This window comes from Bacillus sp. FSL K6-0138 (genome assembly GCF_037982765.1).
Lineage (GTDB): Bacteria > Bacillota > Bacilli > Bacillales > Bacillaceae > Bacillus > Bacillus glycinifermentans.
On record NZ_CP150286.1, the window covers coordinates 3,992,800 to 4,006,741 of the forward strand.

14 protein-coding genes and 1 pseudogene are annotated in these 13,942 nt (G+C 47.2%); 2 read left to right on the forward strand and 13 right to left on the reverse strand.

All coding sequences use genetic code 11. The annotated features are described in order from the left end of the window. Positions 1 to 12 precede the first annotated feature (12 nt). A pseudogene (locus MHB78_RS21060) lies at positions 13 to 599 on the reverse strand (carbonic anhydrase). Positions 600 to 990: 391 nt separating this feature from the next. Between MHB78_RS21060 and MHB78_RS21065 the strand changes: the two are divergent. Next, entirely contained in the window at positions 991 to 1,974 is a 984-nt protein-coding gene (locus MHB78_RS21065; RefSeq protein WP_046131836.1) for a D-glycerate dehydrogenase, read from the forward strand. Here the strand turns inward: MHB78_RS21065 and MHB78_RS21070 are convergent. Further along, a complete protein-coding gene (locus MHB78_RS21070) occupies positions 1,971 to 2,570 on the reverse strand; it encodes a flavin reductase family protein (protein ID WP_046131835.1) in 600 nt (199 codons plus the stop codon). The two genes, MHB78_RS21065 and MHB78_RS21070, sit on opposite strands and share 4 nt — an antisense overlap. A gap of 86 nt (positions 2,571 to 2,656) precedes the next feature. Between MHB78_RS21070 and MHB78_RS21075 the strand changes: the two genes are divergently transcribed. Then, the gene (locus MHB78_RS21075; protein ID WP_046131834.1) at positions 2,657 to 3,352 is read left to right on the forward strand and encodes a winged helix-turn-helix domain-containing protein; all 696 of its coding nucleotides are present in this window, start codon (positions 2,657 to 2,659) and stop codon (positions 3,350 to 3,352) included. Positions 3,353 to 3,378: 26 nt separating this feature from the next. On the opposite strand, the gene MHB78_RS21080 is transcribed toward MHB78_RS21075, so the two are convergent. From MHB78_RS21080 to trxB, 11 genes are all read right to left on the reverse strand, one after another. Then, positions 3,379 to 5,307: an ABC transporter permease gene (locus tag MHB78_RS21080; RefSeq protein WP_046131833.1), complete on the reverse strand. Its 1,929-nt coding sequence runs from the start codon at positions 5,305 to 5,307 to the stop codon at positions 3,379 to 3,381. Beyond that, the gene (locus MHB78_RS21085; RefSeq protein ID WP_046131832.1) at positions 5,282 to 6,061 is read right to left on the reverse strand and encodes an ABC transporter ATP-binding protein; all 780 of its coding nucleotides are present in this window, start codon (positions 6,059 to 6,061) and stop codon (positions 5,282 to 5,284) included. The genes MHB78_RS21080 and MHB78_RS21085 overlap by 26 nt, the downstream gene beginning before the upstream one ends. 85 nt (positions 6,062 to 6,146) lie before the next feature. Beyond that, entirely contained in the window at positions 6,147 to 7,217 is a 1,071-nt protein-coding gene (locus MHB78_RS21090; RefSeq protein ID WP_046131831.1) for a sensor histidine kinase, read from the reverse strand. A gap of 1 nt (position 7,218) precedes the next feature. After that, complete coding sequence (locus MHB78_RS21095) at positions 7,219 to 7,923, reverse strand: response regulator transcription factor (RefSeq protein WP_046131830.1); 705 nt, start codon at positions 7,921 to 7,923, stop codon at positions 7,219 to 7,221. Positions 7,924 to 8,083: 160 nt separating this feature from the next. Next, complete coding sequence (locus MHB78_RS21100; protein ID WP_046131829.1) at positions 8,084 to 8,842, reverse strand: arylamine N-acetyltransferase; 759 nt, start codon at positions 8,840 to 8,842, stop codon at positions 8,084 to 8,086. A 51-nt stretch (positions 8,843 to 8,893) separates the two neighbouring features. Further along, positions 8,894 to 9,151, reverse strand: coding sequence for an HPr family phosphocarrier protein (locus MHB78_RS21105; protein WP_046131828.1), 258 nt, complete (start codon positions 9,149 to 9,151; stop codon positions 8,894 to 8,896). Positions 9,152 to 9,173: 22 nt separating this feature from the next. Next, positions 9,174 to 10,124 carry a DNA-binding protein WhiA gene (gene whiA / locus MHB78_RS21110; protein ID WP_046131827.1) on the reverse strand — a complete coding sequence of 317 codons (951 nt, stop codon included), beginning with the start codon at positions 10,122 to 10,124 and terminating at the stop codon, positions 9,174 to 9,176. A gap of 27 nt (positions 10,125 to 10,151) precedes the next feature. Next, positions 10,152 to 11,105 carry a YvcK family protein gene (locus MHB78_RS21115; protein WP_046131826.1) on the reverse strand — a complete coding sequence of 318 codons (954 nt, stop codon included), beginning with the start codon at positions 11,103 to 11,105 and terminating at the stop codon, positions 10,152 to 10,154. 1 nt (position 11,106) lies between these two features. Beyond that, positions 11,107 to 11,997, reverse strand: a complete 891-nt coding sequence (gene rapZ, locus MHB78_RS21120) for an RNase adapter RapZ (RefSeq protein ID WP_046131825.1) — start codon at positions 11,995 to 11,997, stop codon at positions 11,107 to 11,109. A gap of 19 nt (positions 11,998 to 12,016) precedes the next feature. After that, positions 12,017 to 12,490, reverse strand: a complete 474-nt coding sequence (locus MHB78_RS21125) for an 8-oxo-dGTP diphosphatase (RefSeq protein WP_096891935.1) — start codon at positions 12,488 to 12,490, stop codon at positions 12,017 to 12,019. Between the two features lie 388 nt (positions 12,491 to 12,878). Further along, positions 12,879 to 13,829: a thioredoxin-disulfide reductase gene (gene trxB, locus MHB78_RS21130; protein ID WP_046131823.1), complete on the reverse strand. Its 951-nt coding sequence runs from the start codon at positions 13,827 to 13,829 to the stop codon at positions 12,879 to 12,881. Positions 13,830 to 13,942 lie beyond the last annotated feature (113 nt).

The following is a 13,942-nucleotide window of genomic DNA, read 5'->3' on the forward strand; positions in this document are numbered from 1 at the left end:
TCCCCTTCATGATCAACCCGTATTTCCTGAAAGCGAAACATTTTTCTGACCATCTTCTACAACTTCCAAACAGCCTGTCTTAGGATCGATAACCAATCCATGTACCGGAACGTCTTCCGGCATAAGCGGATGATTCCGCACCATTTTCACGCTGTACTTGACACTGTCTTCAACGCTGTCAAAGCCTGTCATCCACGAATCCAAATCGATGCCAGCATTTGCAAGCAGCTCCAGGCACTCTGCCTTCACCCCGCGCTGTCTGGCTTTTTCAAAGATCGCTGAAGCATTCAGACTCGCCATGCCGCATTCGTGATGCCCGATGATACAGACCTCTTCTGCTTGCAGCTCATATACGGCTACAAGGATGCTCCGCATCACGCTGCCAAAAGGATGAGAAACAACGGCCCCTGCATTCTTAATGATTTTTGCGTCTCCATTTTTCAAACCCATGGCATGATGGAGCAATTCCAATAATCGGGTATCCATAATGTCAAAATCACAAGTTTTTTCTCGGGAAATTTCGTCGTTTCGTAAAACTCGTATTTCTTTTCCTCTACAAAAGACTGATTGTGCTTCAAAATGGAAGATAAGTTAGCCATTTCTCTCACTCCTTTTCATAGTCATGTGACCTTGAATTTGTTGCACGTATGAATTATAGCACACGGTTTTTGAATTTTGGTTCGATTGCGAAAATTCACTAAAAATGTACTGAAATTTAATACATCACATTTTATATCTTTCTAAAATAATAAAATCTACGCTTTTGTCCGCCTATAAAAACACAATTAAAAACGACTGACAGAGCGGACTTCTGAATTTATAGTCAAAAAAATGCATTAAAATAAATTAAAAAATTTCATTAATCGTCTCCGAGATTGAAAAATCGCATAAATGATCTGATAGTCCTGCATTTCTTAGCGAACTTCGATTTTTGCAGTATCGATTTTTCCTCTATAATGACAGTACAGCATATTTTGAAGGAGGATGCAGATGAAGCCGTTTGTATACGTTACAAAGCCGATTCCGAAAGAAGTCGAAGAGATGCTTGCCGAACACTGCACATATGACATCTGGACGTCAAGGGAGCGCATTCCGAGACGCGTGCTGCTTGAGAACATCAAGGAAGCTGAAGGCCTTTTAACATCTGGAACAAAAATCGACCGTGAATTATTATGCAGCGCGCCGAAACTGAAAATCGTCAGCAATAACTCCGTAGGGTACGATAATTTTGATATCGAAGCCATGAAAGAAAAATCTGTGATCGGCACGCATACGCCGCACGTCCTTGATGATACGGTCGCAGACCTCGCATTTGGGCTGATCCTTTCTACAGCGCGCCGGATCGCAGAGCTTGACCGCTATGTGCGCGAGGGAAAATGGACGAAGTCCGAAGATGATGAAAGTCTGTTTGGCACAGATGTCCATCACCAGACACTCGGAATCATCGGAATGGGGCGGATCGGCGAAAAGGTTGCCAAGCGGGCCGCATTTGGCTTTGACATGGACGTCCTCTATTACAGCCGAAGCCGCAAACCGGAAGCCGAGAAAAAAACCGGAGCGGTATACACCGATTTCAACGAACTGTTACAGCGGTCAGACTTCATCGTCCTGATTACACCGCTGACAAAAGACACGTTCCATCTCATAGGGGAACGCGAGTTTAAGCAAATGAAACAGTCCGCTGTTTTCATTAATATTTCCCGCGGTCAGACCGTTGACGAAAAGGCGCTGATCAAAGCGCTGAAAGATGGATGGATTAAAGGCGCCGGACTAGATGTATTTGAGAAAGAGCCGATTGAATCGGACAATCCGCTCTTAAGCCTTCCAAATGCGACGCTCGTGCCCCACATCGGATCATCAACCCGCATTACCCATGTCAACATGCTGAAAAGCGCCGTCAAAAACCTGATTGACGGCCTAGAAGGCAAACAGCCGCGCGATGTCGTGAAGGAATTAAAGGAGGACGGGCGCTAGGCTCGGAACGTTTTGCCGAGCTCCATCCCCAATCCGAAATAGTGCCGGAAATTATAAATCAGGGGACTCCACTTTTCAGGATCGATGTGGTTTGTCCCTTTGATGATGTTCTCATGAACATGCACGCGCACAGCCTTAGTTTCAACCACGGCAAAGAACGGCGTATGTTCGGGAATGCGGACCGTTTTGACCTCGGCTTCGATTTGAATCGGGCAATCGGCAACTCTGTCCGGTTTGACGAATTGAGACGGAGACGGCGTCAAACCGCTGGCTGCGAACTTTTCTTTGCAATATGTGTAGCCGAGCCGTTTTTTCGCTTCGGGCACTGGATCTTTCCCTGTAAAGGCCGCCAGTTCCTCTACGTTTCTCCATAATGACGGGTCAGGCACATTGATCACGCACTGATTCTGTCTTTCGATATTTTCAAACGCTTTACCTTCCGTTGATACTCCGATGACCACACAGTCCCCGAGCGCCCATGAAGACGAAAGCGGGCTGAGATTCACAGAGCCGTCTTCGTTTTGCGTACTGAGCAAAATTACCGGCATCCCATAGTACAATATGCTTGGTTCGATTTCTTTGGTTCGTTTGTTCATGTTTTTTCCTCCTTATCTGTTTTGATTGTAATCCATTAATATATCGATTATCATCGAAATATGGATTACATATTGGAGGGATCGATATGAACGTCACCCCGAATATTGCAGAGGCAGCCAAGCTTATCACTGATCCGTCGCGCGCTGCGATGTTAACCGCTTTGCTTGATGACCGTTTTTATACTGCCTCCGAGCTTGCCGGCTTTGCCGGCGTTAAACAGCAAACCGCCAGCTTCCACCTTGCCAAGCTGGCTGACGCGGATATGGTGGTCAGCCAAAAGCAGGGACGGCACCGCTACTACCGGCTTAAACATTCGGAAACCGCCCGGATACTGGAAACTCTTCTTCTGGCGGCGCCGCCGGGGGAAATCAGGTCCTTCCGCCAATCAGCAGAGGACCGGGCGATCAGAAAAGCCCGGACATGCTACGACCATCTGGCCGGAACGCTTGGCGTGAAACTTGCCGAACAGCTCGTCAGCATGGACTTTTTAAAAGAAAATGAAGAAGCTTTTACCGTCACTGAAAAGGGCGAATCATGCTTCAAGGAACTTGGCATCGATGTACGGGAGGTCAAAAGAAAGCGCCGCTCTTTTTGCCATAGATGCCTTGACTGGAGCGAAAGGCGCTACCACTTGGCCGGCGCTTTAGGCTCCGCGCTGCTCGACGCCTTTATCCGCATGGGCTGGATCGAGCGCCGTCCGCTCTCAAGAGCCGTTTCCATCACGACTAAAGGAGAAAAAGAGTTTGAACGCGTGTTCCATATTTCTATAAAAAAGAACTGATTCAATATTGAATCAGTTCACTTTTTTTATATATTCATATTCTTCATAACGGCCCGTTCATAGACTTTTCGAGTGATGATGTAATACGCCGCCTGAAAGAGAAAATAGATGCCTATGACCGTCACGGCGCTGAAAAACAGATTGGACTTGAGCATATTGCTTAGAGCCTTATACGCAAACGCAGCGTGGATGGAGCCTGCGACAAACGGAATGAAAAAGAGAAATCCCATTTGCTTTCCGAGAATTGCCCGGATTTCCTTTTTCGTTACGCCGATTCTCCGCAGCGCAAACACTTGAATCCGCGTATCTTCGATTTCGGTGAAAAGCCGCAAATACATCATGCTCCCTTGGACCACGAAAAACACGATGCTGATAAACAGCCCGATAAACAGCGTAAGCGCCGTCGCCTGCTTCATCACTTGATAGCCCGGCGCCCTGACCTGAAACGAATCTTTTTGCTCCTTCGGCACCATTTGCTCAAGCTTTTCAGATGCTTTGACTTGATGTTCCCAATCGTTAAGCTCATAGCCTATGATTCTCATCTGTTTGTTAAGGGGCACCGCTTCAGCTGCTTTCTCATACGCTTCCTGGTCGACGACAATTAATTTACTCGCTCTTCCCATATTGAAAAGAATTCCTTTATCCCGCTCTTTTTCCATTTTTAACACGAGGCTCTTCCCGGCTGCCGTTTTGATCTTCACGGGTTTCCCTGTTTCAAAATATCCCGTATTCCCATAGTGGAACGGAAGATTGATAAACGCCTCTCCCTTTTTCAATTGTGCCGGCGGGAGATGCTTTTTTTCGGCAGCCTTATCATAGTCTTTTTCAGAAATCATCACGCCTTCATTTTTCCGCTGTTTCGTGTTGAATGTGACAGGAATCCCCGTCACCTCGATTCGATACTGAACAGAGGCGCCCGCATCTTTAAGAGTGTCTTCCACCATTTCCGGTTTGATGACATGGTATGCCGAAGCGTCTTGCTCAACCCATGCCACGGCCTGCGAAAAGCCGGTTTCCCCCTGATTTTTCAGATCGGCGTAGAACATGTAGATAACACCTGTCGCCGTTAAAATCACGGCTGTAATGATCGACGTCAAAAACAGCATCCGCGCATAATCTTTCAGGCGAAACATGATATTGGAGCGGGTAATGATGTTCGTTCCGCTGTAAAAGCTTGTTTTATGCTTATACAAGCTGCGAAAAATCGCCACGCTGCTTTGCGTAAAAAAGAAATATGTCCCGATCAGGACAAGGATCAAAATCGGAAACACCCGAAAGACCATGTCAACCAACCCGGCCGTTGCCGCGATTGTATAACAGCCGGTGAGGCAAAGCACCGAAAGGACGGTGAGCCATTTGGAATAAGCGGGCATTCCTTTCGGCTGCTGTTTCGCTTTTAACAAGTCGATGATTTGAAGCTTGCGAATCCGCGTTAATGACAGAATCGTCAGTGTCTGAAAGAGGATGCCGAAGCCGGCTGCCGTGATAATCAAAGCCTTCGGAACGACCATAAACGAAATCGGAGCCTTTACATCCATCAAGGCCGTCATCGCCATGAAAAACAGCTTTGAAAATAAAAGCCCGATGCCGATCCCGGCTGCGATCGAAACGAAAGAAATGATCGTCTGTTCGTAATAAATCATTTTGCGCAATTGAAGCTTTGATGTACCGAACAAACTTAATAAACCAAATTCCTTTTTTCTCGCCTGCAAAAATGCGGAATTCGAATACATGATAAAAAAGACGGAAAATACGATAATAACCACTTCAGCAGCATAAAGGCAAACCTTTACAGTTTGTCCTCCGTAAATGTTATCCTCCGTTACATCGGGATGATAAATAAACGAAGAAAAAATAAAAAACACGGAAACGGTAAACACACAGCTTAAAAAATAAGCCAAATAACGCTGAAGATTGCCTTGAACGTTCTTACGGGCGATGGTTCTCATGTTCATGAAAATCACCTCCCAGGACGCTTAACGTATCAAGAATGCTCTGATAAAAATCCTGCCGGTTTGTCCCTTTGCGGATTTCCGAGAAAAATCTGCCGTCTTTAATAAAGACGATCCGTTCGCAAAAGCTTGCGGCGGTCGGGTCGTGGGTCACCATTAAAATCGTCGCTTGTTTTTCGCGGTTCAATTTCGTCAATGAATCCATCACTTGCTTGGCAGACTTTGAATCAAGGTTGCCCGTCGGTTCATCCGCCAACATGAGAGCAGGCTCATGAATCATCGCTCTGGCGCAGGCCGCCCTTTGCTGCTGTCCTCCGGATACCTCGTATGTGCGGTGATTGAGAATGTGGTCGATCTGCAGCGTTCCCGCCAGATCCATCAGTTTTTGTTCCATTTCCTTTAAGCGCACCTTATCCAACGCAAGCGGCAAAAGAATATTTTCCCTGATCGTCAATGTTTCAAGGAGGTTAAAGTCTTGAAAAATGAAGCCGAGCTCGCGCCTGCGGAATAAAGCGAGCTTATGGTCTTTCAGCTTGCCCGGATTTGTACCGTTAATAATCAAATCGCCGTTTGTCGGCTCGTCAATCGTCGCCAGAAGGTTGAGAAGCGTCGTTTTTCCGCTCCCGGAAGGTCCCATCACCCCTACGAATTCACCTTTCTCAACCGATATATTAAAATCGTCCAGCGCCTGATGCGAAAAGCCGCCTTTCTGCGAAAAATACGTTTTTGATAAATGCCTTGTTTCCAATATGTTCATTGTTTCCTTCTCCTTTTTTTCTTTTATTATAAAAAGGAGCGAAAACAACTCCCATCGAATTACCTTGCAAACCGGGCGGCCAACCTTACAATTCTGTCACATTGCCGTGAAGGGTGCTGCTCGTAAAGGAAACCGTCACGGCCGTTCCCTCTCCGGGCTTTGAAAGAGCGCTAAGCTCATGTCCCAAATGGCCGCAAATCTCTTTTGACAAATAGAGCCCCATTCCCGTCGCTTCTTTTTGCGTCCGCCCGTTTTCCCCGGTAAAAAAAGGAGCGAAAATGCGCGGAAGATCGTGCGCCGGGATTCCGATCCCCCGGTCTATAACAGAAACGGACGTCTGATCGCCCGTTTGTTCAACTGCAAATATAATCTCTTCCCCCTTTTGCTGGGGCGAATATTTCAACGCATTGTATATGATCTGCTGAAAGACGACTGTCAGCCATTTTTTGTCGCTGTAAACGATCACGCTCTCGTCCGGTGTCTCTAATTTCGGAAAGAGGCGCCGTTTGATAAACTGCCGCTTCTCCTCATTGATGATATCCCTCAGCAAGCGGACGACGTCTATTTTCTCAGGCTTCACATCAATCGCAAAATGGTCAAGCCTCGCCATATGAAGCATCATGTCCAATCCGCGGCGAAACCGTTCATTTTCCTCTTCAATATCACCGAGTACAGTGCGGAGTGACGCTGGATCAGACTGTTTTCTCCCCTCCTGTATAAGAAGCGAAATGACGGAGACGGGTGTTTTCATATGATGAATCCATTGATTGGTAAAATCGACGTGCTGCTGGCGCTGCCTTGAGTTGCGGGCAAGCTTTTCCCTGTATGATTTATTGATTTTGGCAATCAGCGAAGTCCAGATCCGCTGCTCTTCCGTTTGCGGATGATAGGCTTTAAGCGCTTCCCCCGTCTGCATCTCTGAGACGTCTAGATGCTGTTTTTTTAATTGAAGAAGAAAAGATCGCTGCCTGCCGTAATCGATGGCTAACCCCGCGATAAGAAAAGCGGTCATCAATACGAATACATAGCAGATGTTCGCTCCGGAAATACCGCCGTTCTCAAAAGCGCCGAGCCATACCGCGGCAACGGCAAAAACGATGCCCAGCAGCGAAAACAGAATGAGCCACGCCCGATCGCGTAAATATGTCTTGAACATCCTATTCATCCTTCCGATCCATAGAAAACCGATACCCCTGCCCCCGGACGGTTGCGATGGCATCGTCAATTCCCAGTTCACTGAGTTTTTTTCTTAACCGGTTCACATTGACGGTCAGCGTATTGTCATCAACGAACTCGATTTCGTCCCACAACGCTTCGAGCAGCTCGTCCCTCGAGACGATGCGGCCGTGCTCCTTCACAAAGATCGATAAAAGCTGAAATTCCTTTTGGGAAAGAGAGATGCGCTTGTTCCCGCATTCCGCTTCAAACCGATCAGGATATATGTACAAACCGCCGAGCTCCATCATCTGTGTCTCCTGATGGAGATCGGATGAGTATTCGCCGTATGTCCGGCGCAGCACGCTTTTCATTTTAGCGAGGACAACCTCAAGGTGAAACGGCTTTGTCATATAATCATCGCCGCCATGCTCAATCGCCATTACCTGATTCAATTCATCAGTCCGGGCTGAAATGAAAATGATCGGCACATTGGAAACGGCGCGGATTTGCCGGCACCAATAAAACCCGTCAAAATACGGGAGGTTAATATCCAAGAGCACCAAATCGGCCTGTTTTTCGATAACTTCCTGTTTTATCCGGTCGAATTCTTGAGCCATGCTGACATGATAGCCGTATTTTTGCAAATGATTGCACAGTATGGAAGCGATCTGTTCATCATCCTCCGCGATGAATATGTTGTACATGTTTGTCACCTTTCATGGAAAATATGATTTACTGAGATGGGAAAGAAGGGCCCTGCGTGTTCACGCCGCCAGAAACAGACGGTGCGCTTTGGATGGGCTGTTTCTTTTGCCGATCGAATGAACACGGCCACGCCCGCGTCCCGTCTGCTTCCGGAATGTTTCAGTCAAAAAATGCGTCTTCAAAAATCTTCCTGAATTCCTCTTGTTGAATGGCTTCTTTTGAAATGCCGCCGTCTGAGTGTTTTGTGAAATGATCTTTCGACAAAATTAATTTTCCGTCTTTTGTCAGCTTGGACGCAAGCGGATTTTTGTTGAACGGCGAGTCTTCATGGTCAAAAATCGCATCGCGGACATCGGCAAGCACCGCTTCATCGATCGGCTCCAGCGTGAACGCATAGCCCGTCTGCCATCCTTTTCCTTTATCCATTTCAAGAAGGTAGTCTCCTTTTTCCGTCTTCGCTTTTCTGATGCGGTAAACGCCTGTTTTCGACGAAACGGACTCGCCTGTGAACGGAACGGGTTTCAGCGGAAGATTGGCCCCAAAACCGGTATCCAGAAGATAGGTCTCATTTCCTTCCTGAAGGATGACGGCGACGTGCGTTCCCGTCAGCGCCCACTTTCCTTCCTGAGGATGGAAGACGGTTCCCTGAACAAGCTGAACGGAAAAGCCGATTTCCTTCAGCACATAATAAAGAAAGGCGTTCAAATCATAGCACAAACCGCCGCGTTTGTTGTTCAGCAAGGCGTCCGTCAGGCCTTCTTTCGTCATCGGAATCCGTTCTTTATTCAAGACCGCCCCGTTTTCAAAAGGGAACTGCAAAGCAATCAAAGACAAAAACTCCGGCAGATCGGCAAAAGAAACGCCTTGACCCGGCGGGTATCCAATCCTTTTATATAATGCATCAAGCATAGCAGTCATCGCGAATCTCCTTTCCCATTGTGAATGAAAAAGCTAAACCCCGACGGGAGTTTAGCTTTCTTCCTGGACATAATCAGTCAATACCTTAAGGGCGTCTTGCTCATCAGTTCCGTCGGCGATCAGGGTGACCTCCGATCCGGTGCTGACGGCCAGACTCATCAGTCCCATAATGCTTTTGGCATTCACTTTCTTATCTCCCTTTTCTAGAAAAATGTCTGATTGGAAGCGGTTGGCTTCCTGAACAAACAATGCTGCAGGACGCGCCTGCAGTCCCGTTTTCAAACGGACTTCCACTTTTTGTTGAACCATGCGATCTCCCCCACTCCCTGCATTATTTTAAAGAAACCGGCTGTCCCAGCCGCAGCTGTTCGGCAATTTCGTCCAATTTTCTAAGACGGTGATTGATGCCCGACTTGCTGATTTTTCCGCTCGCGACCATTTCCCCGAGCTCTTTTAAGGTCACTTCCTGGTAATCGATGCGGAGCTGTGCGATTTCCCGCAGCTTTTCGGGCAAAGCTTCAAGACCGATTTTCTCATCGATGAATTTAATGTTTTCCACCTGTCTGAGAGAAGCGCCGATCGTTTTGTTTAAATTTGCGGTTTCGCAATTGACGAGGCGGTTCACCGAGTTCCTCATGTCGCGCACGATCCGGACGTCTTCAAAGCGAAGCAGAGAATTGTGTGCGCCGATCACGTTTAAAAATTCGGTGATTTTCTCGGCTTCCTTCAGATAAGTGATATATCCCTTTTTCCGCTCAAGCGTTTTGCTGTTTAAGCGAAACTGGTTCATGAGCCTGCATAATGAGTCATTATGCTCTTTGTACAGCGAAAAAATTTCGAGATGGTACGAAGAGGTCTCAGGATTGTTGACAGACCCTCCGGCCAAAAAAGCCCCTCTCATATAAGATCGCTTGCAGCACCTTTTTTTGACCAGTTCCTCTGAAATGTTTCTCACGATGACAAAGTTCTCTCCGAGTATTTTTAAATCTTCAAGGATGAACTTTGCGTTTTCGATCAAACGCACGATGTAGACGTTATTTTTTTTCAGTCTCATCTTTTTTCGAACCAACAGTTCGACCGAAACCTCATATTGTTTTTTGATCAATGTATAAATTCTTCTTGCGATGGCCGCGTTCTCGGTTTGGACATCGAGAACAACCTTTCTGTTTGAAAAAGAAAGTGAACCGTTCATCCGAATGAGGGCGGAGAGTTCCGCTTTCGCGCAGCAATCCTTGACTTCCAGGTTTGTAAGTTCTTTTTTCGTTTCCGATGCAAATGACATGTTTAGACACCCCCATTCCAAGGCCTGCTATTCTTTTAACAAATCAACAAGAAGCGAAGCGACTTTATGCGTATCATGGCGGATCACGCCGTTTTCATACGTCACGATTTGATCTTTGATCACTTCAAGTCCCATGCTAGACAGAACGTCTATGTTGAACTGAACAGGCTGGGCCGATTCTTTTGCGTATCTTTCCCGAATATCTTCCGGGATTTCCTCTGAATTGACGAGGATCGTATCGATAAAAGGTCCGCCCATGTGCTGATTCAGGGCGTTTACGTGATCGGCAGCGCTGTAGTACAGCGTTTCTCCAGGCTGTGTCATCACATTGCAAATATAGACCTTTTTCGCTGATGCGTTTAAAATTTCCTCTCCGATCTTCGGGACGAGCAGATTGGGCAAAATGCTCGTATAGAGGCTGCCAGGCCCGAGAATGATCAGATCGGCCTCCCGGATCACTTCGATCGTTTCCGGCAAGGGCTCGATTTTTTCCGGGGTTAAAAACACCCTTTTAATCCGCTGTCCGTAAGAAGGAATCGTCGATTCGCCGGATATAATCCGTCCGTCTTCCATCTCCGCGTGAAGCACCACGCTTGTATTTGCAGCCGGGAGAACTTTTCCGCGAACATTTAAAACTTTGCTCATTTCGGTAACGGCGTGAAAAAAATCACCGGTTATATTCGTCATCGCCGCCAAAATTAAGTTCCCCAGCGAATGGCCGATTAAATCGCCGCCTTTTTTAAAGCGGTGCTGAAACAGGTCTTCGACGAGCGGCTCCACGTCCGACAATGCAGCCAGCACGTTCCGGACATCGCCGGGCGGGGGGATTTTCAACTCGTTTCTCAAGCGTCCGGAGCTTCCCCCGTCATCGGCGACCGTCACGATCGCCGTGATGTCTACAGGCTGATGCTTTAATCCCCTCAGCAAAACGGAAAGACCTGTCCCGCCGCCAAAGATCGCAATTTTTTTCTGATCTGCCATGCTATTTTCTGCTTTTCTTCTCAATGTCCCGGTGAGTAACATGAGTATAGTAGTCTTTTTTAAAATAATCGGCAATGTATTCAGCAAGGGTCACAGAGCGATGCTGGCCCCCTGTGCATCCGATCGCAATGACAAGCTGGCTTTTTCCTTCGCGTTTGTAGGAAGGAAGCATAAAGCCCAAAAGATCTGTCAGCTTCTCAAGGAACTTCTGCGTTTCGCTCCACTTCATCACATAGGAGGACACTTCCTCGTCCCTTCCGGTCAGCGGCCTCATGCTGTCGATATAATACGGATTCGGAAGAAACCTCACATCGAATACAAGATCAGCGTCAATCGGAATCCCGTATTTAAATCCAAACGACATGACATTGACTGTAAAAGTGTGGCGGCCGTGATCGTCCGCAAAATGCTGGACGATCTTTTCCCGAAGATCCCTCGGCTTCATATCGGATGTGTCGTATATGATTTGCGAGCGGCCTTTCAGCTCCTCCAAAAGCTCGCGTTCCGTTTCGATTCCTTCAAGCGGCAGTCCCGTCGTGGCAAGAGGGTGTGACCGCCTTGTCTCTTTGTAGCGCGAAACAAGAACCGAATCCTTTGCATCTAAAAACAAAATACGCGGCGTGATCCACGATGTTTCCCCGATTTCATCGAGAGCCTCGATCAGCCTGTCGAAAAATTCGCGTCCGCGCAAATCCATGACAAGGGCCACCTTGCTCATTTTTGAACTTGATTCCTTCATCAGCTCCAAAAATTTCGGGAGCAGAGACGGCGGCAGATTGTCCACACAGAAAAAACCGAGATCCTCAAAGCTTTGAATCGCAACCGTTTTTCCTGCGCCTGACATTCCAGTTATAATGACCAGCTGAATTTCGTGGCTTCCATTCGCACTCATGCTTCTCCCCCCTAGTTTTTTATTCGCCCTGCGGGTCCAGACGGTAGGACAGCAGTTCAAAATCCGGCGTATACGTAAATGTGCCGTGAAGCAGTCCGCTGCCCTTCAGCATAAAATCAAGGATATGACCATCACCCGGCGCCATCGGCAAATTCTCTATCTCTCCTGCCTGATGCCACTGAATGATCCCTTCTTCAGACTCCTCTACAGGACTTCCTGTATAATGATCGGCGACGAACGTGAACATCATCCATTCTGATACAACCTGATCATTTTCTTTTATGATAAAGGTGAATATTCCTTTTAATTGCGGGTTTAATACGTATAAGCCTGTCTCTTCGCGATATTCCCTGATGACGGCATCCCTGACCGTTTCCCCGCTTTCCATTTTCCCGCCCGGGGCGACCCACCAGCCCCGGCGCGGTTTTTTCAGCAAAAGGACTTGATCATCTGAAATCAGCACACAATTCGTCACTCTTTGCAAGTCTGTCACCCATCCTTTAATTCCAACAATTCTTTTTCTTATTATACCGTTTCCTGATCCCGCTCACAATGAACATGCAGTCCAACTGTAAAAATCGGTTTTCCGGGCCGCCGATTCTTTTGCCTGGTTCCTCTCATGCCTTCAGGACGCGAATGGAAGCGTTTGCGAAAAAACTTCTTTTCTTCTATTTTACAGCAAAATCCTGATATTCATGTTGTAAATATGAACAAATTGTGAAAATATGTAAAAATTACCCTTACATAAAAAAAGGGCACGGATCGAAAATCCGCGCCAAAAAATTCATTATAAAAGGGGGTCAATTACTGATTTAATCATAACCAAAAATTGTTTCACTGGTGTTACAGACCGATTAAATCACGATGACGATTAACGGCCGTTATTTTACAGCCTTTTCTTTTTCCTTCAGCTCTTCAATATAATGCTGAACGCTCTGTGCGGCGATGCTTCCGTCACCTGTTGCAGTAACGATCTGGCGGAGCGATTTTTCGCGGATGTCGCCTGCCGCAAAAATGCCTTCGGCTTTCGTCTCCATGCGCTCATTCGTTACGATATAGCCTTCATCGTTTGTGATGCCGAGGTTTTTGAACGGTTCTGACAGCGGCAGCATGCCGATGTAAATAAAGACGCCGTCCGTACGGAATTCTTCTTCTTCGCCGGTAACGGTATCAACGAGCGTCACTTTGCCGACTTTTCCGTCTTGTTCATGAATTTCCTTGACCGTCTTGTTCCAAAGGAAATCGACTTTTTCATTGTCAAACGCCCGCGCTTGAAGAATGCTTTGCGCTCTCAGTTTGTCGCGGCGGTGTACGATCGTTACTTTTGAAGCAAAGCGCGTCAAGTAGACGCCTTCTTCCACTGCGGAGTCTCCGCCGCCGACAACGACGAGCTCTTTGTTTTTAAAGAATGCGCCGTCACATACCGCGCAGTATGAAACCCCGCGGCCGCCGAGCTCTTTTTCGCCGGGAACGCCGAGTTTTTTGTATTCAGCGCCGGCCGCAATGATAATGGAGCGCCCTTTGAACTCTTTTGATCCCGCTTTAACGATTTTATACTCATCGCCGTTTACGATTTCTTTAATGTCTCCGTACGCATACTCCGCACCGAACTTCTTCGCGTGTTCAAACATTTTATTGGAAAGTTCGGGTCCAAGAATGCTTTCAAATCCCGGATAGTTTTCCACATCCTCCGTGTTGGCCATCTGTCCGCCGGGCACCCCTCTTTCAACCATCAAGGTTGACAGGTTCGCTCTTGATGTATAAACGGCCGCTGTCATTCCTGCAGGACCCGCTCCGATGATGATGCAGTCATAAATTTTTTCTTCTGACACAATGTTCACTCCTTCATGAATCTTCTTGCTGCTTACGCCGGCAAGCAGTCCATTTCTATAAGATTCCCTTCTTGATTCTTCCTTACCCATATCCTATAAAATATCATGAATAA